Source organism: Actinokineospora lacus (assembly GCF_053813445.1).
Map to the genome: position 1 here is coordinate 275,492 of NZ_JBQERA010000007.1, position 25,201 is coordinate 300,692.

At 71.8% G+C, this 25,201-nt stretch carries 14 protein-coding genes and 1 riboswitch; of the genes, 8 read left to right on the forward strand and 6 right to left on the reverse strand.

Going from position 1 to position 25,201, the window contains the following annotated elements:
• Positions 1 to 6 precede the first annotated feature (6 nt).
• Both ACTG9Q_RS19710 and ACTG9Q_RS19715 read left to right on the forward strand, forming a co-directional pair.
• On the forward strand, positions 7 to 1,386 hold the full coding sequence (locus ACTG9Q_RS19710; RefSeq protein WP_455574283.1) for a condensation domain-containing protein: 1,380 nt from the start codon (positions 7 to 9) through the stop codon (positions 1,384 to 1,386).
• Positions 1,387 to 1,444: 58 nt separating this feature from the next.
• A complete protein-coding gene (locus ACTG9Q_RS19715) occupies positions 1,445 to 2,641 on the forward strand; it encodes an acyl-CoA dehydrogenase family protein (protein ID WP_455574284.1) in 1,197 nt (398 codons plus the stop codon).
• 279 nt (positions 2,642 to 2,920) lie between these two features.
• Here the strand turns inward: ACTG9Q_RS19715 and ACTG9Q_RS19720 are convergent, their stop codons facing one another.
• From ACTG9Q_RS19720 to ACTG9Q_RS19730, 3 genes are all read right to left on the reverse strand, one after another.
• On the reverse strand, positions 2,921 to 4,417 hold the full coding sequence (locus tag ACTG9Q_RS19720) for an NAD(P)/FAD-dependent oxidoreductase (protein ID WP_455574285.1): 1,497 nt from the start codon (positions 4,415 to 4,417) through the stop codon (positions 2,921 to 2,923).
• A 33-nt stretch (positions 4,418 to 4,450) separates the two neighbouring features.
• Positions 4,451 to 5,206, reverse strand: a complete 756-nt coding sequence (locus ACTG9Q_RS19725) for an SDR family NAD(P)-dependent oxidoreductase (protein ID WP_455574286.1) — start codon at positions 5,204 to 5,206, stop codon at positions 4,451 to 4,453.
• 186 nt (positions 5,207 to 5,392) lie between these two features.
• Positions 5,393 to 6,634: a cytochrome P450 family protein gene (locus ACTG9Q_RS19730; protein WP_455574287.1), complete on the reverse strand. Its 1,242-nt coding sequence runs from the start codon at positions 6,632 to 6,634 to the stop codon at positions 5,393 to 5,395.
• A gap of 252 nt (positions 6,635 to 6,886) precedes the next feature.
• On the opposite strand from ACTG9Q_RS19730, the gene ACTG9Q_RS19735 reads away from it, so the two are divergent.
• The 3 genes from ACTG9Q_RS19735 (at position 6,887) to metH (ending at position 17,222) form a co-directional block, all read left to right on the forward strand.
• Positions 6,887 to 12,520: a type I polyketide synthase gene (locus tag ACTG9Q_RS19735; protein ID WP_455574288.1), complete on the forward strand. Its 5,634-nt coding sequence runs from the start codon at positions 6,887 to 6,889 to the stop codon at positions 12,518 to 12,520.
• A gap of 75 nt (positions 12,521 to 12,595) precedes the next feature.
• Positions 12,596 to 13,498 carry a hypothetical protein gene (locus ACTG9Q_RS19740; RefSeq protein WP_455574289.1) on the forward strand — a complete coding sequence of 301 codons (903 nt, stop codon included), beginning with the start codon at positions 12,596 to 12,598 and terminating at the stop codon, positions 13,496 to 13,498.
• A gap of 39 nt (positions 13,499 to 13,537) precedes the next feature.
• A riboswitch (S-adenosyl-L-homocysteine riboswitch) is annotated at positions 13,538 to 13,613 on the forward strand.
• A 15-nt stretch (positions 13,614 to 13,628) separates the two neighbouring features.
• Positions 13,629 to 17,222 carry a methionine synthase gene (gene metH, locus ACTG9Q_RS19745; protein WP_455574290.1) on the forward strand — a complete coding sequence of 1,198 codons (3,594 nt, stop codon included), beginning with the start codon at positions 13,629 to 13,631 and terminating at the stop codon, positions 17,220 to 17,222.
• 157 nt (positions 17,223 to 17,379) lie between these two features.
• On the opposite strand, the gene ACTG9Q_RS19750 is transcribed toward metH, so the two are convergent.
• Entirely contained in the window at positions 17,380 to 18,258 is an 879-nt protein-coding gene (locus tag ACTG9Q_RS19750; RefSeq protein WP_455574291.1) for a TIGR03560 family F420-dependent LLM class oxidoreductase, read from the reverse strand.
• A 179-nt stretch (positions 18,259 to 18,437) separates the two neighbouring features.
• Between ACTG9Q_RS19750 and ACTG9Q_RS19755 the strand changes: the two genes are divergently transcribed.
• Entirely contained in the window at positions 18,438 to 19,142 is a 705-nt protein-coding gene (locus ACTG9Q_RS19755; protein ID WP_455574292.1) for a DUF2306 domain-containing protein, read from the forward strand.
• 49 nt (positions 19,143 to 19,191) lie between these two features.
• Positions 19,192 to 20,559: an FAD-dependent oxidoreductase gene (locus ACTG9Q_RS19760; RefSeq protein ID WP_455574293.1), complete on the forward strand. Its 1,368-nt coding sequence runs from the start codon at positions 19,192 to 19,194 to the stop codon at positions 20,557 to 20,559.
• 126 nt (positions 20,560 to 20,685) lie between these two features.
• Here the strand turns inward: ACTG9Q_RS19760 and ACTG9Q_RS19765 are convergent, their stop codons facing one another.
• Together ACTG9Q_RS19765 and ACTG9Q_RS19770 are read right to left on the reverse strand one after the other, a co-directional pair.
• Positions 20,686 to 21,834: an epoxide hydrolase family protein gene (locus tag ACTG9Q_RS19765; RefSeq protein WP_455574294.1), complete on the reverse strand. Its 1,149-nt coding sequence runs from the start codon at positions 21,832 to 21,834 to the stop codon at positions 20,686 to 20,688.
• A gap of 203 nt (positions 21,835 to 22,037) precedes the next feature.
• Complete coding sequence (locus ACTG9Q_RS19770; RefSeq protein ID WP_455574295.1) at positions 22,038 to 23,567, reverse strand: outer membrane protein assembly factor BamB family protein; 1,530 nt, start codon at positions 23,565 to 23,567, stop codon at positions 22,038 to 22,040.
• Positions 23,568 to 23,908: 341 nt separating this feature from the next.
• Between ACTG9Q_RS19770 and ACTG9Q_RS19775 the strand changes: the two genes are divergently transcribed.
• Entirely contained in the window at positions 23,909 to 25,192 is a 1,284-nt protein-coding gene (locus ACTG9Q_RS19775; protein WP_455574296.1) for a PQQ-dependent sugar dehydrogenase, read from the forward strand.
• Positions 25,193 to 25,201: the final 9 nt, after the last annotated feature.

A 25,201-nucleotide genomic window follows, 5' to 3' on the forward strand; every position in this document is an offset into this window, starting at 1 on the left:
ACAACCATGACCGTCTCCGAGACCTCCCCCGCGTCTCAGGGGTTGGGTGGCGCGCTGCCGCTGTCGCTCAACCAGGAGTTCCTCTGCGCCTTCGACAAGGGCGAGGAGGAGGGCGCCTTCTGCAACCGGCACACCCTGGTCTACGGCTGGCGGATCACCGGCGCCGTGGACACCGCGGCCCTGCGCCTGGCGCTGGACGACGTGGTCGTGCGGCACGAGAGCCTGCGCACCGTCATCGAGCGCGCCGCCGAGCCGCGCCACCAGGTGGTGCACCCGCCGATGCCGGTCCCGCTCGGCGAGCACGAGCTGCCCGGCGTCGACCCCGCCGAGCGGGAGACCCGCGCCGAGGAGTTCCTCAACGAGATGGAGGCGCGGGCCTACCCGGTCGGCGTCCTGCCGCACCTGTGGGCCGAGCTGGCCCGCTTCGACGGCGAGGACTCCATCCTGGTGCTGGCCACCCACCACACCGCGACCGACGCCTGGTCCATGGGCGTGATCATGCGGGACGTGGCGCGCTGCTACGCGCGGCGGCTCGGCTTCGACGCCGAGCTGCCGGAGGTCACCCAGTACGGGGAGTTCGCCGCGTGGCAGCACTCGGCCGAGGCCGCGGCGGGCATGGCCAAGCCGCAGGCGTACTGGAAGGCCAAGCTCGACGGCGCGGAGATCCAGGCCGTCCCGACCGACCGCCCGCGCTCGGCGGACAAGCCGAACTCCTACGCCGTGCACCGCTTCACGGTGCCCGTCGAGATCGGCCAGACCGCGGTGAAGTTCGGCAAGTCGGTGCGCAGCTCGCCGTTCATGGTGCTGCTGGCCGCCTACAAGGTCGTGCTCAGCAGGCGCACCGGGGTCACCGACCTCGTGGTGCCGACGTTCACCTCCGGCCGCTACCAGCCGCGGTTCCTCGACTCGGTCGGGCCGTTCTTCAACTTCGTCGCCCTGCGGACGGACCTGACCGGCGCGGCGACCTTCCGCGAGGTGGTCGAGCGCACCCGCGGCACCTGCATCGAGTCCTACACCAACGACATCCCGTTCCCGATCGTGGTGGGCCAGGCGCCCGGGGTCATCGCCCAGTTCGCCAGGCAGGACCACGCCGTGATCGCCTTCGAGATCCTGCAGTCCCCCGCGGACCTCGAGGTCCAGCGGGTCGGCGGCCTGACGATCACCGAGCTGCGCAGGCGCGTGCTGTCCCAGCGGGTCGCCTCGGCCATCCCCGACGGCGGGCTGTGGGCGATGGACGTGCTGCCCAGCGGTGAGCTGGTGGGCAGCCTCAAGTACGACACGAACCTCGTCGACGAGAGCACGGCCGTCGCGCTGGTGACCGAGTTCGTCTCCGTGCTGGCCGCCGCCGTCGCCGCGCCGGACGCGCCGCTGCAGTCAATCGAGTAGAACAGGGGAACGCGCCGCCATGACGATCGCGCCGAACGCTCCGGTGACCGGAGCCCGTGTGCCTGAGCCCGGTCTCACTCCCGCGGAGGTCATCGCGCGGGCGGAGGCAATCGCGCTGACGCTGGTCGAGCGGCAGGGGGAGACCGAGGCCCTGCGGCAGTATCCCGAGGACGTCCACCAGACGTTCTCCGACGCGGGCTTCTACCGCCTGCTGACCCCCGCCCGCTACGGCGGGTACGAGTTCGGGGTGCGCACGTTCGGCCAGGTGGCGATGGCACTGGCCAGGGGGTGCCCGTCCACCGCGTGGATGTACGTCTTCGGCCACGCCCACGCGCTGGCCGCGGCCACCCTGTTCGAGAAGCCGACCCAGGACGCCCTGTTCGCCGACGGGGAGTTCATCTGCCCGACCACGGTCGGGCCCGCGGGCTCGGCCGTCCCCGTCGACGGCGGGTGGGTGGTGAACGGGACCTGGGGCTACTGCTCCGGCTCGCCCTACGCCACGCACTTCATGGCGCACGCCCTGGTGGCGCCCGCGGGCGAGGGGCTGCCGCCCACCCCGCTGCTGTTCGTGGTGCCGCGCTCGGCCTTCCGGCGCCACGACGACTGGGGCAGCCAGCTCGGGCTGCGGGGGAGCGGGTCGCACTCGATCACCGTGGAGAACGTGTTCGTGCCCGAGGGCCACGCCCTGGCGACGCACCTGAGCCAGTACAGCGTGGTCGACGGCACGCCGGGACGCGCGCTGCACGGGTCGGAGTACGGCGGCGGTCCGCTCAGCTTCATGCTGCTGGAGCTGGGTTTCCTCGCGGTCGGGATGGCCAAGGGGGCGCTGGACGCCTACGCCGGGCTGATGCGCTCCAGGATGACCGCGTTCGTCCCCTTCGTGCCGCGCACGGAGGACCCGGACTTCCAGTTCAACTACGGCGAGGCCGCCGGGAAGATCGCCACGGCCGAGACCGCGGTGCTGGGCGCGCTGGCCCAGTGGAGCGAGCTGAGCGCCCAGGGCGCGGCCGCGTTCACCCGTGAGGAGGAGATGCGGCTCTCCACGATCAGCCGGGAGGTCATCCGCCTGGCCTGGTCGGCCGTGGAGTCGCACCTGGTGCCCACCGCCGGGTCCAGCTCCGTGAAGCAGGGGGAGCGCATCGAGCGCGTCTGGCGGGACATGTCGATGCTGCACAGCCATGCCGGGGTCGGCGGCTTCCTGGCGACCCGCGCCAACCGGGAGCTGGCGAAGGCGCACTTCGGGATCGCTGCCTGACACGCTCGGCAAAGCGGGGCGTGGCCATCGGCCACGCCCCGCTTGTCGTTGTCCGCCAGGCGAAAGACGGCGTCAGGCGAAAGACGGCGGCGGGTGACGGCGGCGGGGGTGACAGCAGCGGGGTGACAGCAGCGGGGAAACAGCAGCGGGGAAACAGCAGCGGGGAAACAGCAGCGGGGAAACAGCAGCGGGGAAACAGCAGCGGGGAAACAGCAGCGTCCCCGGCCCTGGTGGGCCGGGGACGCTGTGGGTGTGCGGGGTGTGCGGGGTGTGCTGTGCTCAGGCCGCGCGGCGGCCGTTGTTGCGGTTGTTCTTCCTGGGCGCCGCCTGCTTGACCGGTGCCGCCTGCTTGACCGGTGCCTCCGGTGTGGAGGGACGCGCGGGAGCGGCGGGGGCCGCCACCGGCGCGGGCGTGGCGGACTTGCGGCTGAGCAGCGCGGAAAGACCGCTCAGCGCGACGTTCCAGAGGACTCGGGCGACCAGGGCCGGGCGCTTGAGGGACTCCGGGCGGTCGATCAGGCCCGCCGCGCGCATGTAGGCCGCGGTGACCTTGCCGTCGCGGGCGGCGGCGGTCTGGACGAGCTTGAGGAAGAACTGCCCCATCCGGACCTCGACGGTCCGCTCGCCCTGCACCCCGGGGAAGGAGAGGTCGACCATGTTGGTCATCTGCCACGGCGGGTCGATGACGGTGGTGGCCAGGTCCTCGAAGTAGGAGAGCGGGTCGGGGTCGCCGTTGCTGTGCAGGTGCTGGCGCAGGACCAGCGCGCTCAGGGCGGAGACGGTCATGCCCTGCGCGTACACCGGGTTGAAGCTGGTGACCGCGTCCCCGGTGACCAGCAGGCCCAGCGGGAAGCGGTCCAGGTCCTCGTAGTGGCGGCGCAGCGTGGTCGGGTAGTGGAAGGCCACCGGCTCGTCCAGCAGCTCCGCGTCGCGTACGGCGGCCTGGATGTCCGGCACGGCCAGGGTGCCCAGCCAGTCGACCAGGCCCTCCTGGTCGGTCGGCGGGTGGTCGCCGAGGATGCCGTAGGTGGTCAGCTCGACCCGGCCGCCGTCGGTCTTGGTGAAGATGGCGCCGCGGGGCAGCTCGGGGGAGGCGACCGGGTTGATCGAGAGGTCGCCGCGGTACGGGTCGGTGGTGAGCCGGTAGTGCTGGGAGACGTAGCCCAGGCCGACCTTCTTGCGCTCCTCGACGACCCGGCCGTAGCCCAGCTGCTCCAGCCACACCGGGGTCCGGGAGCCGCGGCCGGTGGCGTCGACCACCAGGTCCGCGGTGATGGTCTCCTCGGTGTCCTCGTCGGTGTTGTGGACGCGGACGCCGGTGACCCGGTCGTTCTCCGGGGTGGTGACCAGGCCCTGGACGGTGCGCCGCTCGGCGAAGGTGACGCCGCGGAGGGCCTCGACCCGCCCGCGGATGTGGAACTCCAGCTTGGGCCTGCTCGCCGAGACGCAGACCAGCCCGGCGCCCTGCTGCACCAGCGCCTTGCCGTTGAAGATCCAGCGCACGTCGCCCGCGAGGTCGCCGGTCGGCACGCCGTCGGCGAACAGCTCCTCGGTGATGCCCGGGAACAGGCTTTCCATCACCTGCTGGCCGCGCGCCAGCAGGCCGTTGATGTGCCTGCTCTGCGGGCAGCCGCGCCGCGGCTCGGTGACGCCGACCAGGGTGTCCCGGTCGACGATGACGACCTCGTCGTAGGCCTCGGTGAGCACCCGGGCCGCGAACAGCCCGGCGATGCTCCCGCCGAGCACCACCGCCCGGGTCGTGTGGACGTTCCCCATCGGGGGCCCCTTCTCTCTAGAGGGTCGGGCGGCTCAGCCGGGCATCGAGGCGGTGAGGCCGCCGTCGACGACCAGTTCCTGGCCGGTGACGTAGACCGACTGGGTGGACAGCAGGAAGACCACGGCGCCCGCGATCTCGTCGGCCTCGCCGAGGCGGCCGAGGGACACCTGGCTGCGGAAGAACTCCCGCATCTGGTCGTTGCCCCCGGTGACGCCGTCGAACATCTCGGTCTGCACGTGGCCGGGGGTCACGACGTTGACCCGGATGCCGCGCTCGGCGAGGTCGGGGGCGAAGCTGCGGGCCAGGTTGAGCACGCCCGCCTTGCTCGCGGCGTACACCGAGGCCATGCCCGCGCCGCGGTGCACGAGCCAGGACGAGTTCAGCACCACGGAGGCGCCGTCGGCCAGCAGCGGCAGCGCCTTCTGCACGGTGAAGTAGGCGCCCTTGAGGTTGGTGCCCATCACCTTGTCGAACTCGGCCTCGGTGACGTCGGCGGCCCGCGCGGCCGAGGCGACGCCCGCGTTGGCGAACACCCCGTGCAGGGCCCCGAACCGCTCGCCCGCCGCGGCGTAGAGCGCGTCGAGGTCGGCGGTGCTCGAGACGTCGGCCGGGACGGTCAGCACCTGCTCGTCGGCGTTGAGGGTCTTGGCCGCGGTCGCCAGACGCTCGCCGTCGCGGCCTGCCAGGACGACAGACGCGCCCGAGGCCACCAGTCGCTTGGCGGTGGCCAGCCCGATTCCGCTGCCACCGCCGGTAATGAGGACGGTCTTGCCGTCGAATTCACCCATGGTGACAAGTGTCGCACTCGCGATGTCATTCTTTGATCTCCGGAAATGCGCTGGAGAAGAATGTCCACAATGAAGCCTAAAAGGATTCCACAATGGCCGGTTGGAAACGTTGGCGTTATTGTTCTCCCATTGACGCGAAAGAGGCCCGGCAGCGTGGCTGCCGGGCCTCTTTCCGCGGGGTTCGGGTCAGGCGGCGTTGACGCCCTCCGCCACGGCGGTGAGGCGGACCGGCAGCGACCGGTGCCCGTTCATGATGAACGTCGGCAGCGGCTGCAGCTCGTCGCGCTCGACCGCGAGCGAGAGCTGGGGGAAGGTGTCGAACAGGGTGCCCAGCCCGATGGCGGCGACCATGCGGGCGATGCCCGCGCCGAGGCAGTAGTGCGGGCCGTAGCCGAAGGACAGGTGGCGCTTGTCCTCGCGGGTGAGGTCGTAGTCGACGGCGGTGGCGCCGTGCAGGCCGGGGTCGCGGCCGACGGCGGCGTAGTTGACCAGGATCGCGTCGCCCTGCGGGATGACGGTGCCGTCGAGGTCGATGTCGTTGACCGCGTAGCGCAGCGGCAGGCTGGCCAGCGGGGACTCCACCCGCAGCGTCTCGTCGATGACGTCGTCCCAGGTGGCCTTGCCCGAGCGGATCAGGTCGAGCTGGCCGGGGACGGTCAGCAGCGCGGTGATGGCGTTGTCGAAGAAGTTGATCGTGGTCTCCGAGCCCGCGCCGAGGATCGCGAAGATCGTGTCGGCGAGCTCCTGCTCGGACAGCCGCGAGCCGTCCTCGTCGCGGGCGGCGATGAGGTCGGAGGTGATGTCCTCGCCGGGGGTCGCCCGCTTCTCGGCGATCAGCTCGGTCATCGCCCCGCGCCAGCCCGCCAGCACGGCCTGGGCCTGCTCGGGGGTCACGGTGGTGTCGACCATCATGTCGATGACCTTGGCCGTGGCGACGCGCTGCTGCTCCTTCATGCCGATCAGGTCGGCGACGAGCATCGCGGGCAGCGGGTAGGCGAAGTTCTCGCGCAGGTCGACGACCGCCCCCTCGGGCTGGGCCTTCAGGCCCGCGATCAGCATCTCGGTCAGCTCCACCACGCGCGGGCGGATGGCCTCGGTGCGCCGCGGGGTGAATGCCTTGCCGACGAGCTTGCGCAGGCGCACGTGGTTCTTGCCGTAAGCGGTCACCATGTTGTCCATGGCGATCCAGCTGATCATCTCCCAGTCCGGCGGGATCTCGCCGTTGATGAACGCGGGCCAGTGGTTGCGGGCGCTCTTGGTGACGTTCGGATCGGTCAGCACGCGCTTGATGTGCTCGTAGCTGTTCAGCGACCAGGCCAGCACGCCACCGGGCAGTTCGACCTGGGTCGGGCCCAGCGCGCGCAGCCCCGCGGCCTCGGCGTGGATATTCCGGCCGCTCGTGTCCAGCGCGGGACAGCGATTCTCCATCGGATGTCTCCCAGTTCCTTTGTGCCGAGACGGCCCTTTCACCAGCCGTGCGTCGTTGCGTGCCGATCGTACGTCCGCTCTCGGGGGAGTCGAAGGAATTGGGCATTCTAGGACAGCAATTTCGCGGTGGGTGTGCTATTCACCTGTACCGGTGTGAATAATTCCCTGTGCCGCGGGGGTGTGCGTGGTTTGTCAGAGTCCTGTCAGGACCTGCTGCTTAGGTGGTGGCGCTCAAGCGGGAGGGATTGGACCATGGTGACTTCGCACGAGTCCGTGGCCATTGTCGGGATCGGACTGCGGCTGCCGGGGGGCGCCCGCACACCGGAGGAGTTCGCCGGGTTTCTCCGGGCGGGCCGCGACGGTGTCGGGGCGCCACCGGCCGAGCGCGCCGACGCCGGGACAGGCGGGTACCTGGAGCGGATCGACGAGTTCGACCCGGCGTTCTTCGGCATGACCCCGGCCGAGGCGCGGTACACCGACCCCACGCAGCGGCTGCTGCTGGAGACCGCGTGGGAGGCGCTGGAGAACGCCGCCATCGACCCCACGGCCCGCCGCGGCGGCAACGGCGGGGTGTACGTCGGCGCGGGCGTCTCCGAGTACGCCATGGAGATCGACCGCCTGCGCGAGGAGGACATCGACGGCGCCCTGGCCGCGGGCATCACCCCGTTCGCGCTGTCCGGGCGGCTGTCCTACTTCCTGGACTGGCGCGGCCCCAGCATGACCGTCGACACCGCGGGCGCCTCCTCGCTGACCGCGCTGCACCAGGCCGTGGTCGGCCTGCGCCGCGGCGAGTGCGACATCGCGCTGTGCGCGTCCGCCAACACCCTGCACAACCCGCGCCCCAGCGCGATCCTCGCCGCCGCGAACGTCCTCTCCGGACAGGGCAGGTGCCGCGCCTTCGACGACGACGCCGACGGGTACGTGCGCGCCGAGGGCGCGGGCGCGGTCGTGCTCAAGCGCCTGGCCGACGCCCAGCGCGACGGCGACCGCGTCCTCGCCGTGGTGCGGGGCTCCGCCGTCGGGCAGGACGGCGACGGGCCGGGCATCTCGGTGCCCAACGGCGCCGCGCAGGAGCGGGTCATCCTGGCCGCGCTCGCCGACGCCGGCCTCGCCCCCGCCGACGTCACCTACGTCGAGGCGCACGGCCTGGGCACCCCGCTCGGCGACCCGATCGAGCTGGGCGCCATCGCCGACGTCTTCGCCGACGCCCCGGTCACCGTCGCCTCGGTCAAGACCAACATCGGGCACCTCGAACCGGCCGCGGGCCTGGCCGGCCTGGTCAAGACCGTGCTGCAACTGCGCGACGGGCAGGTGTACCCGCACCTGAACTTCCAGACCCCGTCCGCGCGCGTCCCCTGGGACCGCTACCCCATCACCATCCCCACCGAGACCGCGCCCTGGACCGCGCCGACCCGCCGCGCCGTGGTCAACAGCTTCGGCTTCGGCGGCACGATCGCCGTCGCCGTGCTGGAGCAGGCGCCCGCGGCGGCCGAGCCGACCGCCGACGACGGCGGGCACGTGTTCACCCTCTCGGCGAAGAACCGCCGCTCCCTGCGCGCCCAGGTCGAGCGCTTCCGTGCCCACCTGGACGAGGACACCGCCGACCTCTGCTACACCGCCGCCGTCGGCCGCGCCCACTTCCCCCTGCGCGTCGCGGGCGTCGTCCACGACCGCGAGCAGCTGGCCGCCCTCCTCGACGCCGAGCCCCCGGACGGCCCCGACGAGAACGCCAAGGTCGCCTTCCTGTTCGACGACGCCCACGGCGCCGCGCCGGACGACTCCGCGCTGCGCGGGCGTTTCTCCGCCTACCGCGAGGCCGCCGCCGAGTGCGGGCGCGCCTTCGCCGGACGCGGCGGGGACCACGCCGCGCTGTTCACCACCCAGTACGCCCTGGCCCGGCTGTGGCTGTCGTGGGGCGTCAAACCCGGCATCATGCTCGGCCGCGGCGTCGGCGAGATCGTCGCGGCGACCATCTCCGGGCTGTTCACGGTCCAGGACGCGGCCACCCTGGTCGCCGCCCGCGAGGACGGCATCGAGGACGCCACCGCCGGTGTCCGGTTCAACGAGACCGCGCTGGCCTTCGTCGCCGCCCTCTCCGGCAAGGTCGCGCGCCGCGCGGAGATCACCAAACCGGACTACTGGGTCCGCCAGGCCACCGCGGCCCCGGACCTCGCCGCGGCCCGCGCCGCCGTCGAGCGCCGTGGCGCGCACGTGTTCCTGGAACTCGGCCCGCCCACCGGCGAGCCCGACCGGCTGGCCTGCCTCGGGGACGACGACGCCCCCCTGCGCGCCCTCGCCGAGCTGTACCGCAAGGGCGTCCCCGTGCGCTGGGCCGACTTCTACCGCGGCCGCGAGCGCCGCCGGATCACCCTGCCCACCTACGGGTTCGACCGCAAGCGCTTCTGGCTGCCCTCCCCGGCCCCCCGCCTCGACGCCCAGCACCACCCCCTGCTGGGCGTCGAGGTGGGCTCGGCGGAGGCGCGCGCCGAGGGCCTGCGCGAGTTCCGCGCGCTGATCAGCCCCGAGCACCCCGCCTACCTCGCCGACCACGTCGTCGCGGGCCAGGTCGTCTTCCCCGGCGCGGGCTACATCGAGATCCTGCTCGCGCTGCAGGACGCCATCTACGGCGACGCCGGGCGCACCCTGTCCGAGGTGCGCATCCTCGAACCGCTGTTCCTCACCGGCCTGACCGAGATCCGCACCCGGGTCTGCCACGCGGGCTCGGTGGAGATCCTCAGCGTGCTCGACGGCGGCGTCACCCGCTGCCACGCCACGGCGATGCTCGGCGGCCCCCGCGACCTCATCGAGCCCGGCCCGCCCGGCCGCGACCTGCGGGTCCGCGCCGCCTCGACCAGGGCGGCCGAGGACATCCGCGAGAACGACGAGCTGTACCCGGACTTCGCCGCCGTCGGCATGGGCTACGGCCCGCAGTTCCAGCGCGTCCTGTCCACCGCCCGCCACGGCGCCGACTTCGCCATCGGCGACCTGCGCGGCGAGGACACCACCGGGATGGCGTTCCTGCCGCCCCCGGTGCTCGACGGCGCCCTGCACACCGTGGCCCCGCTCATCGACGACGGCCACAACTACCTGCCGGTGCGCTTCGGCGAGCTGCGGCTGTTCAAGAAGCCCAAGGCGCGCGACCTGCGCGTCCTGCTGCGCCTGACCGAGAACGCCCACCCCGACATCGACCGCTCCGTCGACCTGCTGGTGCTCGAGGACGAGCAGCCGGTGGCCGAGGTCCGCGGGCTGGGCTTCAAGCGGCTCTCCGCGGGCCCCGCGTTCCTGCACCGCGCGGCCTGGGTGAAGCGCTCGCAGCGCCCGCCCGCCGCCGAGGGGCCCCGGCACGTCCTGCTGGTCAACGGCGACCCGGATGCCTATGCCGGGCGCGCCGCCGAGCTGGGGGTCCGGCTCTCGACGGACCCGGAGCTGATCGCCGAGGCCACCGACGTGTGCTGGTTCTGGCGGCCCGGCGGCGACCTGGCGGGCGAGTGCGCCGCCAACCTCGCCGACCTGCGCGCCCTGGCCGCCCGGCTCACCGGCCAGCGCCTCTGGCTGGTCACCGAGCGCGCCCAGTGGCTGCCCGGCGACACCGCTGGTGACACCCCGGACAGCGTCACCGACGACACCCCGGCCGGCATCACCGACGGCATCACCGACGGCACCGCTGGCAGCACCATCGGCAGCGTCCCGGGCGACACCATTGGCAGCGTCACGGGCATCAGCATCCCGGGCAGCAGCACGGGCGGCAGCAGCACGGGCAGGGCGGCCGCGGCCACCGCGTGGGGCCACGGCCGCGCGCTCGGCGCCGAGCGCCCCGACCTGCGCGTGACCCTGGTCGACCTGCCCACCGGCGGCGACCCGGCCCTGGTCGACGAGTGGGCCGCCCGCGACGGCGGCGAGTTCCAGCTGGCCTACCGCGACGGGCACCGCCACGTGCGCAGGCTGCTGCCCGTGCGCCCGGCCGAGGAGGGCAACACCGCGCTGGCCATCACCGCGCACGGCCGCTTCGCCGACATCAAGCCCGTCCCCGTGCCCGACGAGCTGCCCTCCGGCGGCGACATCCAGGTGCGCGTGCAGGCCGCGGGCCTGAACTTCAAGGACGTCCTCAACGCCCTGGGCATGCTCAAGCAGCACGCCGAGAGCACCGGCGCGGAGTACCAGCCGCAGCCGCTGGGCTTCGAGTGCGCGGGCACCGTGCTCGCCGCGGGCCCGACCGCGGAGTTCCAGCCCGGCGACGAGGTCATCGTCAACTACCCAGGGCTCATGCGGCACCGCGTCACGGTCCCCTCGGCGACGGCGGTGGCCAAGCCCGCCCGGCTGGGCTGGACCGAGGCGGCGGGCCAGCCGTCGGCCTACGTCACCGCCCACTACGCCCTGCACCACCTCGCGGGCATGAAGGCGGGCGACCGGGTGCTCATCCACGCCGCCGCGGGCGGGGTCGGGCAGGCCGCGGTGCAGCTGGCCAAGGCCGCGGGCGCGGAGGTCTTCGCCACCGCCAGCCCGCACAAGTGGCCGGTCCTGGCCGCCCAGGGCGTCACGCACCTGATGAACTCCCGCGACCTGGACTTCGCCGAGCAGGTCCGCGCCGCGGGCGGGGTCGACATCGTGCTCAACAGCCTCAACAAGGAGTTCATCCCCGCGGGGCTGGGCGCGCTGCGGCCGGGTGGGCGCTTCGTCGAGCTGGGCAAGGTCGACGTGTGGGCGCCCGAGCAGGTCGCGGCGAACTTCCCGGGCGTGCGCTACCACAACTTCGACTTCAGCGAGCTGCCCGCCGACGAGGCGGTCCGGCTCAACAAGGAGATCATGCTCGACGTCACCGCCCGGCTGGCGGCGGGCGAGCTGGACCCGGTCACCACCACCGGCTACTCCCTCGACGAGGTCGAGGAGGCGTTCGGCGTGCTCAGCCGCGGCGCGAACGTCGGCAAGCTGGTGCTGCGCTTCACCGACCCGCACGCCCCCGAACCGCGCCCGGTGGCCATCCGCCCCGACCGGACGTACGTGGTCACCGGCGGGCTGAGCGGGCTCGGCCTGCGCACCGCGGCCAGGCTGGCCGCCCTCGGCGCCGGTCACCTCCTCCTGGTCGACGCCCCCGACGCCCCTGACCTGGACGTCGCCGAGCCGGACCTGTCCGGCCTGCCCGCCACCGCGCACCGTGGCGGCGACCTGGCCGCGGCCCTGTCGGGCAAGCCGCCCGTCGGCGGTGTCGTGCACGCCGCGAACGGCTTCGCCGAGAAGGTCCACGGCGGCGTGCTGCTGCACGAGGCGGACCTCCCCGAACTGGACTTCTTCGTCGCGTACCGGTCGCTGGCCTCGGTGCTGGGCGTCGCCGACGCCGAGCAGGCCGCCGCCGACGAGTTCCTCGACCACCTGGTCCACCAGCGCGCCCGCGCCGGGCTGCCCGCCCTAGGCATCGCCTGGGGCCCGGTCGGCGAGGAGACCGACGGCCTGCGCGCGATCGGCCCGGCGAAGGCCATGCGCACCCTGACCGCGCTGCTCAGCGGCTCCGCGGTCTCGGTCACCGCGGGGCAGGTCGACTGGGCCGACGACGCGCTGCGCGGGGACCTGGCCAGGCCCGGCGGCGAGGCGGGCGGCGCGCAGGTCGACCTGCCCGCGCTGCTGGCGCTGCCCGCGCACCAGCGCCTGGCGTCCCTCGACGAGTTCATCCGGGTCAAGGTCGCCGAGGTGCTGCGGTTCCCCGACGTCGACGACGTCGGCTCACGCACCAAGTTCGCCCGGCTCGGCCTGGACTCCCTGGTCGCCGTCGAGCTCAAGAACGCCCTGGAGGCCGCCCTCGGCGTCCCGCTGCCCGCCGCGGTCGCCTTCGACCACCCGACCGCGCTCCAGCTCGCCCAGTTCGTCGACACCCTGCTGGTCCCCGCCGCTTGACCTGGTGAAGGAGCGCGATGGCCCGACTGTTCGCAGGCGTCGAGATGCCGACCTGCCAGGAGTACCGTGCGTGGCGTGTCGCAGCCACCGTCCGACCCGTACCGGCCCGATCCCTACCGGCCCGATCCGTACCGCGGGCAGCAGCCCCACCGCCCGCCGGTGAACAGGCCGGTTTCCGGGCAGGCCGAGCCGTACTGGGACGGCAGGACGCCGCAGCAGGCCCCGTCCCACCAGGAGCGCCTCCACCAGGAGCACCTCCAGCGGGAGTGGCAGCGCGGATACGGCGAGTCCCCCGCCCAGCCCCGGAGCACGGTCGGCCGGGACGCGCCGCCGCGGCCGAGCGCGCCGCGGTCGCGGGGGCGGAGGGTGCTCGGGGCCGGGCTCGTCCTGGCCATCGTCGGCGCGCTGGTGCTGCTGGTCAGCGTCACGGTGCTGCCGTGGGTGAGCGGGGGCGGGGGAGACCTGTCGCTGGCGGGCATCTGGCAGCGGGTGACCGACGGGCAGGCGGGCGGCTTCGGCGACTGGTACGTGGCGGTCCTGAGCTACCCGCTGGTCTTCCTGGGCGTGCTGCTGTCCTTCGCCGCCGTGCTCGAATCGGTGGCGATGAAGGTGATCTGGGTCGCGCTCACCGTGCTCGGCCTGGGCTACGTGGCCCTGCGCTACGGCCTCGGACCGGCGACCGGGCTCTTCGGCGAGGCGAGCGGTTTCTCACCATTCGAGATCGCACTGGCCGCGGTGTCACTTGTTGCACTCGTGATCGTGCTGTTCGTGCTCAAGTCGGCGGTCGGGATGTTCCGTCGAATTGCCGGATTGATCCTGCTGGGACTGTCCGGTGTGCACATTGGCGCGGTGGTGGACCTGGTGGGGGCCAACGGGTTCACCGAACTGAGTGCGGGAGCCTATGGTCCGGCGCTGGGATATCTGCTCACCGGTGCCGCGGCTTTTGTCGGTCCGCGAAGGCTGGTCCCCGGGGCTTGACCGGTGGCATGATCTTCAGCGGTGAGGTAATTTCGTCCGCGGGCCGAGAGGCGCTGCAACGGACTTGGTCCGCCACGCTCGGTCCAGTCCACCATTGCAAGGGCGCCTCCCACGACACGGGAGGTGACGGGTGCGTACAACCCTGACGGAACTGTTGGACCAGCGGATCGCGGTTCTCGACGGTGCCTGGGGCACCATGCTGCAGAACGCGAAGCTCACCCCCGAAGACTACCGCGGGGACCTGATCGGCGATCACCCCTGCGACGTCAGCGGCGACCCCGACCTGCTCAACCTCACCCGCCCGGACGTCATCCTGGACATCCACCGCCAGTACCTGGCCGCGGGCGCGGACATCACCACCACCAACACCTTCACCGCCACCGGCATCGGCCAGGCCGACTACCAGCTGCAGCCGCTGGTGCGCGAGATGAACCTGCGCGCCGCCCAGCTGGCCCGCCAGGCGGCCGACGAGTTCGGCGGGCGGTTCGTCGCGGGCTCGATCGGACCGCTCAACGTCACCCTGTCGCTCTCGCCCAAGGTGGAGGACCCGGCCTACCGGGCGGTCACCTTCGACGACGTCGTCGCCTCCTACGCCGAGCAGATCGCCGCGCTCGCCGAGGGCGGCGTCGACCTGCTGATGGTCGAGACCATCTTCGACACCCTCAACGCCAAGGCCGCCGTCGCCGCGGCCCGCGAGGTCGCCCCGCACCTGCCGCTGTGGATCTCGGTCACCATCGTCGACCTCTCCGGGCGCACCCTGTCCGGGCAGACCGTCGAGGCGTTCTGGAGCTCCATCGAGCACGCCGACCCGCTGGTGGTGGGCCTGAACTGCGCGCTGGGCGCCGAGGAGCTGCGCCCGCACGCGGTGGAGATGGCCCGGCTGGCGGGCACCTACACCGCCTGCCACCCCAACGCCGGGCTGCCCAACGCCTTCGGCGGCTACGACCAGACCCCGGACGAGACCGCCCAGCTGCTCGGCGAGTTCGCCAAGGACGGCATGGTCAACATCGTCGGCGGCTGCTGCGGCACCACCCCGGCGCACATCGAGAGGATCGCCGCGGCGGTCGCCGGGCTGTCCCCGCGGCACGTGCCCGCCCCGCAGGCGAGCACCCGGTTCAGCGGCCTCGAGCCCTTCGCCATCGGCCCGGACACCGGTTTCGTCATGATCGGCGAGCGGACCAACGTCACCGGGTCGGCGAAGTTCCGCAGGCTGATCGAGGCCAAGGACTTCCAGGCCGCCGTCGACGTCGCGCTGGACCAGGTGCGCGGCGGGGCCAACCTGCTCGACGTCAACATGGACGCCGACCTGCTCGACAGCGAGCAGGCCATGACCACCTTCCTCAACCTGATCGCCACCGAGCCCGAGGTGGCCCGCATCCCCATCGTGGTCGACAGCTCGCGGTGGAGCGTGCTGGAGGCCGGGCTCAAGTGCGTGCAGGGCAAGGGCGTGGTCAACTCCATCAGCCTCAAGGAGGGCGAGGGCCAGTTCCTGGAGCAGGCCCGGCGCATCCGCGACTTCGGCGCGGGCGTGGTGGTGATGGCCTTCGACGAGCAGGGCCAGGCCGACACCGCCGACCGCAAGGTGGGGATCTGCGGGCGGGCCTACGACCTGCTGACCCAGAAGGCGGGCTTCCCGCCCGAGGACATCATCTTCGACCCCAACGTCCTGGCCGTGGCCACCGGCATCGCCGAGCACGACAACTACGCCAAGGAGTTCCTCGACGCGCTGCCCAGGATCAAGGAGCGCTGTCCGGGCACGCGCACCAGCGGCGGCATCTCCAACCTGTCGTTCTCCTTCCGCGGCAACGACATCGTCCGCGAGGCCATGCACTCGGCGTTCCTGTTCCACGCCGCCAAGGTCGGCCTGGACATGGGCATCGTCAACGCGGGCCAGCTCGCGGTCTACCAGGACATCCCGGCCGAGCTGCTGGAGCTGGTCGAGGACGTGCTCTTCGCCCGCCGCCCCGACGCCACCGACCGGCTGGTCTCCTTCGCCGAGACGGTCAGCGGCAAGGGCAAGAAGCGCGAGGTCGACCTCACCTGGCGCGAGGGCCCCGTCGAGAAGCGCCTGGCGCACGCGCTGGTGCACGGCATCGTCGACTTCATCGAGGCCGACACCGAGGAGGCCAGGGCCGTCGCGGCGCGCCCCCTCGACGTCATCGAGGGCCCGCTGATGGACGGCATGAAGATCGTCGGCGACCTGTTCGGCGCGGGCAAGATGTTCCTCCCCCAGGTGGTCAAGAGCGCCCGCGTGATGAAGCGCTCGGTGGCGTACCTGGAGCCGTACATGGAGGCGGAGAAGGCCAGGCTCGCCGAGGCGGGCACGGTCAGCCGCGGCAACGGCAAGGTCGTGCTGGCCACGGTCAAGGGCGACGTCCACGACATCGGCAAGAACATCGTCGGGGTCGTCCTGGGCTGCAACAACTACGACGTCATCGACCTGGGCGTCATGGTGCCCACGGCCAAGATCATCGACACCGCCGTCGCCGAGGGCGCCGACGCGATCGGGCTGTCCGGCCTGATCACCCCGTCCCTCGACGAGATGGTGGCGGTGGCCACCGAGATGCAGCGCCGCGGCCTCAAGCTGCCGCTGCTGATCGGCGGCGCCACCACCTCCCGCCAGCACACCGCCGTGCGCATCGCCCCGGCGTACGAGGAGACGGTCGTCCACGTCCTGGACGCCTCCCGGGTCGTCGGCGTCGTCTCCGACCTGCTGGACGCCGACCGCGCCGCGGAGCTGGCGAGCACCACCAAGACCGACCAGCAGCGCCTGCGCGAGCAGCACGAGGCCCGCGAGCGCACCCCGATGCTCACGGTGGCCAAGGCCAGGGCCAACCCCGAGCGCGTCGACTTCTCCGACCTCCCGGTCCCGGCCTTCACCGGGACCCGCCACGTCACGCCCGCCATCGCCGAGCTGCGCGAGATGATCGACTGGCAGTTCCTGTTCCTGGCCTGGGAGCTCAAGGGCAAGTACCCGGCGATCCTCGACCAGCCGGTGGCCCGCGAGCTGTTCGACGACGCGAACACCCTGCTGGACCAGATCATCGCCGAGAACTCCTTCGAGGCCCGCGGCGCCTACGGTTTCTGGCCCGCCCACTCCGAGGGCGACGACATCATCCTGGAGGACGGCCCGTCCTTCCCGATGCTGCGCCAGCAGACCCAGAAGCCCGAAGGCCGCCCCAACCGGTGCCTGGCCGACTACATCGCCCCGGAAGGCGACCACATCGGCGGCTTCGCGGTCACCATCCACGGCGCCGAGACCCTGGCCAAGCACCACGAGTCCCAGCACGACGACTACCGGGCCATCATGGTCAAGGCGCTGGCCGACCGCCTCGCCGAGGCCTTCGCCGAGCACCTGCACCTGCGGGCCCGCCGCGAGTGGTTCGAGCCCGGCTCGGAGCCCGCCATCGAGGACCTCCACGCCGAGCGCTTCCGCGGCATCCGCCCGGCCCTGGGCTACCCGGCGTCGCCGGACCACAGCCTCAAGCAGCACCTGTTCGACCTCCTGGACGCGGACTCCATCGGCATGGCGCTGACCGACAGCTTCGCCATGACCCCGGCGGCCAGCGTCAGCGGCCTGATCTTCGCCCACCCGGCATCCCGCTACTTCACGGTGGGCCGCCTGGGCCGGGACCAGGTCTCCGACTACGCCACCCGCCGCGCCCTCACGCTGTCCGAAGTGGAGCGTTGGCTGCGCCCCAACCTCAACTACGAGCCCCGCTGACCCGACACGGGACACGGGACAACCACACCGAGACAGCCCGCCGGTACTCCACAGCCGTGGACGTACCGGCGGGCTGTCCTCGTCGGGGGAAATCCGGGCGCCAACGCCAAAACCGGCCTGACCCGGAGAGGATCAAGCCGGTTTTGGCCCCCGAAACCTAGAAGGACGCCACCTCCGCGACGACCTTCTCCCCGACGACCTCGGCCGTGCGCACGGGGTCGGCCCCGTTCACGATCCCGATGGCCAGCTGAATACCCAGCTGCCCCAGGTTCCCCAGGAAGTCGACCAGCTCACCGGTCCCCGACCCGTCGGCGTTCACCGAGAACGGCAGGATGCACGTCTTCTCGATCGACTCGTAGTCCCGCCCGTACTCATCGCAGTACTCCCGCAGCAGCGCCAGCTTCTCCGCGAGGTCCGGCGTGGGGTAGAGGTTGCACGCGTCCCCGTACTGCGCGACCAGCCGCAGGGTCCGCTTCCCGCCGCCGCCGATCAGGATGGGCGGGTGCGGCCGGGACAGGCTCTGCGGCATGTTCAGCGCCCGCTCCAGCCGGTAGTGCACCCCGGCGAAGGGCTTCTCGTCCCCCCGCTCGCCGTCCCACAGCTGCCGACAGATCCGCAGGGCCTCCTCCAGCATCTCGAACCGCGCCCCGACCGGCGGGAACTCCACCCCCATCCCGGCGGCCTCGTCGGCGTCCCACCCGGCGCCGATGCCCAGGACCGCGCGGCCCCCGGACAGGATGTCCAAAGTGGTCACGGTCTTCACCAGCACCGCGGGCGCGCGGAAGTGCACCCCGGCGACGATCGGCGCCAGCTGGCACCGCTGCGTGTAGGCCGCCATCAGCGCCAGCGTGGTGAAGCACTCCAGCTGCGGCGATTCCGGCCCCCCGGCGTGCGGCCCCTGCCACAAGTGGTCGCCCACCCCCAGCAGCGCCACTCCTGACTCATCTGCCGTCCTGGCGAAGCGAACGACCGTGTCCGCCATCGCGGAAGGCCCGCCGTCCCAGGCGAAATCACCGAACTCCAGCCCGATCCTCACACCACGCCTCCGTTTCGCGCGCGTACTCGGACGTCCATCGTCCCAGCCGGGCGCGCATCCCCGCTCTCCCAGCGTGCCCATGGTCTGGGCGCAACCAAGGAGATGCGGTGCACGTGGGCCTGCTGTGACGCTAACGCGCGGGAACACCGCAGGTGAGAGGCCCAAATCGAGGAGCCGACGTGACGCAGAACATGGAGAGGGTGAACCTGCCCGTCGCTGAGAAGCCGGCTTCGGGCACACCCAATGGAGTAAGGCCGCGCGCGGAGAAGCCGTTGTGGCGGCGGCCGTGGATCGTGCCCCTGTGGCTGGTTGTGGTGGGCTACCTGGCCTTCCAACTCAGCCCGTTCGTGGGGACGCCGGAGGCCCAGGCGCCGGTCCCGCCGCACGCCGGGTTCCCCGCCTACTACCCGATCCTGATCACCCACATGGTGTTCGGCACGATCGCGCTGCTGACGATCTGCCTGCAGCTGTGGCCGTGGCTGCGCCAGACGCGTCCCGCCCTGCACCGCTGGAGCGGGCGCGTGTACGTGGTCTCGACCGTCGTCGCCGGTGTTCTCGCACTGATCATCGTCGGGTTCGCCCCGCCGGTGGGCCAGATCGGCGTCAGTTTCGCCACCCTGGTCTGGATGGGCACCGCCGTCGCGGGCATGTGGGCCGCGCGCGCCCGCAAGTTCGCCCGGCACCGCCGCTACATGCTCTACAGCTTCGCCGTGGCCATGAACAACGTGTGGGGCGTTGTCATCGTCAACATCGGGCTGGCTCTGCCGACACCGCCGGACATCAACTACCTGCTCGAGGCCGCGCGCTGGGTCGGCTGGGTGGTCAACCTGATGCTCGTGCAGTGGTGGCTCAACCGCACCGCCGATCGCCGAGTCCGGATCTGAAACCCCACGACCAACATGATCGCCAAGCTCAAGGCAGGAGGTGGCCGCGATGAGCACCAAGGTGGGTGAACGCGCGGTTGTGTTAGGTGGCAGCATGGCAGGTCTGCTCGCAGCCCGCGTGCTGTCGGAGTCGTACGCCGAGGTGCTGATCGTGGACCGCGACACCCTGCTCGGGGTGACCACGGCCCGGCGCGGTGTGCCGCAGGGCAGGCACGTGCACGGGCTGCTCGCCCGCGGCCAGCAGATCCTCGACGAGCTGTTCCCCGGCTTCACCAGCGGCGCCGTCGCCGCGGGCGTGCCCACGGGGGACCTCGGCGAGCTGCGCTGGTACTTCAACGGACAGCGCCTGGCGCCCGCGACCACGGGCCTGGTCTGCGTCTCGGCCGCCAGGCCGGTGTTGGAGAGCCTGGTCCGGTCCCGCGTCACGGAACTGGGCAACGTGGACTTCGTCGAGCGGACCGACATCGTCGGCCTGGTCACGACCCCGGACAACTCCCGGGTGACCGGCGTCCGGGTGCAGGCGCAGGAGGAGGGCAGCGAGCCGAGGGTGCTCGACGCCGACCTCGTCGTCGACGCCACCGGCCGCGGCTCGCGGACCCCGGTGTGGCTGGAGGAGCTGGGCTACGAGCGGCCTGCCGAGGACCGCATCAAGATCAACCTCAGCTACACGACCCGACACTACCGACTGCCGGACGAGTCCATCCTCAACGGCGACCTCTCGATCAACCCGGTCGCCTCGCCCGGGTTCCCCCGGGGCGCGTTCTTCTCCCGGATCGAGGGCGGCAAGTGCGTGCTGTCGCTGACCGGCGTCCTCGGCGACGCGGCGCCGACCGACCCCGACGGCTTCCTCGCCTGGACGAAGACGCTGCCGGTCCAGGACGTCTACGACGTCATCAAGGACGCGGTTCCGCTGGACGACGCGGTGACCTTCCGGTACCCCGCCAGCCAGCGCCGCCACTACGAGCGCCTCACCCGTTTCCCGGGCCACTACCTGGTCCTGGGCGACGCGGCGTGCAGCTTCAACCCGGTCTACGGCCAGGGCATGACGGTCGCCGGGCTGGAGGCGCTGGCCCTGCGCGAGCACCTGTCGGCCGGGGTCGCCCCGGACGCCAGGCAGTTCTTCAAGGACATCTCGGCGATCATCGACGTCCCGTGGGACATCTCCGCGAGCGGTGACCTCAGCTTCCCCGATGTCGAGGGCAAGCGCACGACCAAGGTCAAGGTGGGCAACGCCTACATGGCCAAGCTCCAGGCCGCCGCCACCCGCGACGGCCAGGTCACCAGGACGTTCATGCGGGTGGCCGGGCTGGTCGACCCGCCCAACGCGCTGATGAGCCCGGCGATGATGCTCCGGGTGCTGCGCAAGTCCAAGAACACCCCGCCTCCCGCGGGTGGTGTCGTCGATCAGGCCGCCTGATCGGTGACCCGCGAGCCGCCCCGGTCCACACAGGACCGGGGCGGTTTCGCATAGCGTTTCTTCGCAGTGCCAGGGCACGCGAAACACCCCGGCTGAGCGAACTCAGCCGGGGTGTTTCGCCAGGGCTCAGACCATGCGCGCGAACTTGCGGATGTCCTCCACCAGCAGCTCGGGCTGCTCCAGCGCCGCGAAGTGCCCGCCGCGCTCGAACTCGGTCCACTGGGAGATGCTGGGGATGTCCCGGTACGCGAAGGGCTTCACCGGGACGAACAGGTCCTTGGGGAAGACCGCCACCGCGACCGGCATCGACAGCGGCGGCGGGACCGCCCCGCTGGCGGCCATGCGCACGCCCTCGGCGCCCTCGTAGTAGAACTGCGCCGAGGAGCCCGCCGTCGCGGTCAGCCAGTAGATGGTGACGATGGTGAGGATCTGGTCGCGGTCGATGGCGTCCTCGGGCGCCTTCGCCGAGTCGGTCCACTCCTTGAACTTCTCCACGATCCAGGCCAGCTGCCCCACCGGCGAGTCGGTGAGCGCGTAGGCCAGGGTCTGCGGCCGGGTCGACTGGATCTTCATGTACCCGGACTGGTCGGCGTCGAATCGGCCGAGCCTGCCGAGGCGCTCCATGTCCTCCGGGCCCAGGGCCGCCATCTCGGCGGGGTCGCCGGAGGGGAAGGTCATCAGCATGTTCACGTGGACGCCCGCCAGGTGCTCGGGGTCGACCTGGCCGAGGACCAGGGACACGACCGAGCCCGCGTCGCCGCCCTGGGCCAGGTAGCGGTCGTAGCCGAGGCGGTTCATCAGCTCGGCCCAGGCGCGGGCGATGCGCACGACGTCCCAGCCGGTGTCCGGCAGGGTGGAGAAGCCGTAGCCGGGCAGCGACGGGATGACCACGTGGAAGGCGTCGGCCGGGTCGCCACCGTGGGCGCGCGGGTCGGTCAGCGGGCCGATGACGTCCAGGAACTCCGCGACGCAGCCGGGCCAGCCGTGGGTCAGGAGCAGGGGCTTGGCCGTGGGCTCGGGGGAGCGCACGTGCAGGAAGTGGATGTCGGCGCCGTCGATCTCGGTGGTGAACTGGGGGTGCTGGTTGATGCGGGCCTCGGCGGCGCGCCAGTCGAAGCTCGTGCGCCAGTAGTCGGCCAGCTCGCGCAGGTAGTCCAGGGGGACACCGCGGTCCCAGCCGACACCGGGCAGTTCGGCTGGCCACCGCGTGGCGGCGATCCGCCGGTGTAACTCGTCGAGGTCGGCCTGGGGGACGTCGATTCGGAACGGCTGCATGGTCTGTACCTGTCCATCCGCGTGAGTGGCGACGGGTGAATTCTCGCTTTCGCCAGGCCGGGGCGCATCTCTCCGGCTGCGGTCTACAAAGGAATGTGCCGGTGGACGACGAAAATCGGGGAACCGGCGTGCCGGTTCCCCGATTTCGGGTGGTGCCCATCCCAGCGCGGTTATCCCAGCGCGGTCACCTCAGCGCGGTCACCTCAGCGCTTGAGGCGGTACGCGACGATCTCGGCCTTCTCGTTCGCCGACTGCGGCCACGTGCTGGCGGCCAGCAGCGTGTCGCCGTGGATGGCGACCGGGGCGTTGCCCGCGCCGCGCAGCTTGCCCTGCCACGCGCTCTGGCCGGTCTTGGTGTTGATCGCGTGGATGCCGCCGTCGAGGGTGGTGGTGAACACCAGGTCGTTGACCACGGTGGAACCGCCGAACGGCGAGTAGGGCAGGTGGTGCGACCACTTGATCTTGCCGGTCACCAGATCGAGGGCGACCATCTCGCCGGTGCCCTCGAAGAACGGCGGGATGATCGGCGGCGGGGTCTGGCGCTGCCAGGTCACCGGGTGGTTGTTCACCGCGGCGTAGATCGTGGTGTCGTCGATCGCCGCCGGGGCGGGCAGGCCGCCGAGGACGCCAGGGTAGAGCTCGAAGGGCATCCGCGGCATCCGGGACATCTCGCCGCTCATCGCGATCAGGTTGTCGTCGTCGTGGCCGTTGTGACGGCCGACCGGGGTCTTCCACAGCAGCTCGCCGCTGTGGCGGTCGAAGGAGTAGACGTAGCCGGTCTTGCCGGAGCCGATGACGACCTTCTGCCCGTTCGCCTTCGCGATGATCGGGGTGTTCTGCAGGTCCCAGTCGTAGATGTCGTGCGGCAGGACCTGGTTGTACCAGAGCAGCTTCCCGGTGCGGCCGTCGAGCTTGACCACGGAGTTCGTGTAGAGGTTCGGGCCGGGGCGGCTGGAGCCCCACGGGAACTCCTCGGTGCCCAGGAACGGACCGGGGTTGGCGATCGCGGCGTAGACGTCACCGCGCTCGTCGAAGGACGGCGGGTACCAGAGGCCGCCGCCGGAGTTGATCTCCTTGTTGCCCCACAGGTCCGTGGGCACGGTGTTGAACTTCCACTTGGTACGCCCGGTGCGACCGTCCAGCGCGAACAGCACGCCGACGCCGTTGCCCTTGAAGAAGCTGGTGCCGTTGCCCGGGACGGTGGAGATGTAGACCGTGCCGCGGTGGACGCCGGGGGCCATGTCGATGCCCTCGTTGACGCCGTCGGCGCCCGGCCGGGTCAGCTTCTTGCGCCACAGCTCGCGGCCGGTGCGCGCGTCGAGCGCGAACGCCGAGTCGACCGTCGCGCCGTAGACCCGGCCCTGGTCGACGGCGACGCCGTTGGGGCCGTTGGTGAGCGAGTTGTACATCTTCGTCCACAGTTGACGCCCGCTGCGCAGGTCGATCGCGTAGACGTTGGACGAGAGGTCCTGGGTGTAGACGACCCCGTTGGCCACGACCGGTGTGGTGGCGTAGGAGCCGTGCCAGCCGGTGTTCAGGTGGATCGGCACGCGCCAGGCGACTTCGAGGTCGCCGACGGTGCGCGCGTTGATCGGGCCCCCGACGCGGCGGGTGCCTTCCTTGTCCGCGTTGGGTTGTCCCCAGCTCTGCGCGATGCCTCCGCGCCGATCATGGGACGAATCGGCGACCGAGGGGACTCCCGCCGCGCTCGCCGCGACCAAGGTGATCCCCACGGCGGCGAGATAGAGTGGACGGCGGAACCTTCGGCCGCCGCCGAGTAATGTCGGACGCATGTGTATTCGACCCCAATCTCCAGCGACGCATCGGCGCTGACGCCTGGGTCAGCGTTCTGGCGCCCCGAACGCTACCGGCGAACGGGTGAGCGGGCTTCTTCCGGAATGCTGGCCTCCGTGGTCCTCCTTGACTGGGAAACCCCTGCCGCACAAGGGGAAACAGGCCGTGACCGACGATCAGCCGGGCGTGACCGGTGCTTGACCGTCGCGTGCGCGCGCTGGTAGACACCTCGCAGACCGCTGGTCGACCATCCCTTTTGGACATTCGCTGGAGGACCGTGATGTCAGTTCCCGAGTTGGTCGCAGGCGGCCTGAACTTCCCCACGAGCATCGCCTTCGACGACGCGGGCCGCGTCTACGTCGCCGAGTCCGGCCTCGGCTTCGGCGACGCCGTGCCCGGCGGGAAGGTGTGGCTGGTGGACGGCGCCGAGCGCACGCTCGTCGCCGATGAGCTGGCCGCCCCGATCACCGGGCTGTGCTGGTTCGAGGAGGACCTGTTCGTCTCCGAGGGCGGCGCGGGACGGATCACCCGCATCGCCCCGGACGGCACCCGCACGCCGGTGGTCAAGGACATGCCCGGACCGGGCAACTACCACACGAACATGGCCGTGGTCGGCGCCGACCGCAAGCTCTACTTCAGCCAGGGCGCGATGACCAACCTCGGGGTGATGGGGCTCGACGCCTACGAGCTGGGCTGGCTGCGCATGCTGCCGCACCAGCACGACATCCCGGGCCTGGACGTCGTCCTCGCGGGCGTGGACGTCACCACCCGCAACCCGCTCTCCGAGGAGCCGGGCGCCGAGGCGGCCACCGGCGGGTTCGTCCCGTTCGGCGCGGAGACCGCCGCGGGCCAGCGGGTCCCCGCCGGGCTGCCGTGCTCGGCCGCGGTGCTGCGCTGCGACCTCGACGGCGCTGAGCTGGAGCTGGTGGCCTGGGGGCTGCGCAACGCCTTCGGGCTCGGCTTCCTGCCCGACGGGCGGCTGCTCGGCGTCGACCAGGGCGCCGACGACCGCGGCAGCAGGCCCATCGGCGACGCCCCCGACCTGCTCTTCGAGGTGCGCGAGGGCGCGTGGTACGGCTGGCCGGACTACGTCGGCGCCATCCCGGTGAACGACCCGGCGTTCGTGCCGACCCGCGGCCCCGCCCCGACCTTCCTGCTCGCCAACCACGACGAGCTGCCCCCGCCCGAGCCCGCGCTGGTGGCCTTCGAGCCGCACGTGTCGGCCACGAAGTTCGCCGTGGTGCCCGAATCCGCCGCCCAGCACCCCGGCCAGCTCGTCGTCGCCCTGTTCGGCGACGAGGCCCCGATGTGCCTGCCCTCCGGCGGTCCCGCGCTGGGCCGCTACCTGGTGCGCGTCGACCCGGCGGACTGGAGCGTGCACCGCCTCGGGGTGGACCTGTCCCTGCACCGCCCGATCGACGTCGGGTTCGGCCCGTCGGGATCGGACCTCTACGTCCTGGACTTCGGCAGCTTCGAGATGTCCGACGACGGCGTCGAGGCGACCGCGGGAACCGGCGCCCTGTGGCGGGTCCAGTCCTGGTCGGACGCCCCCGAGCAGGACTGAGGTCCCTCT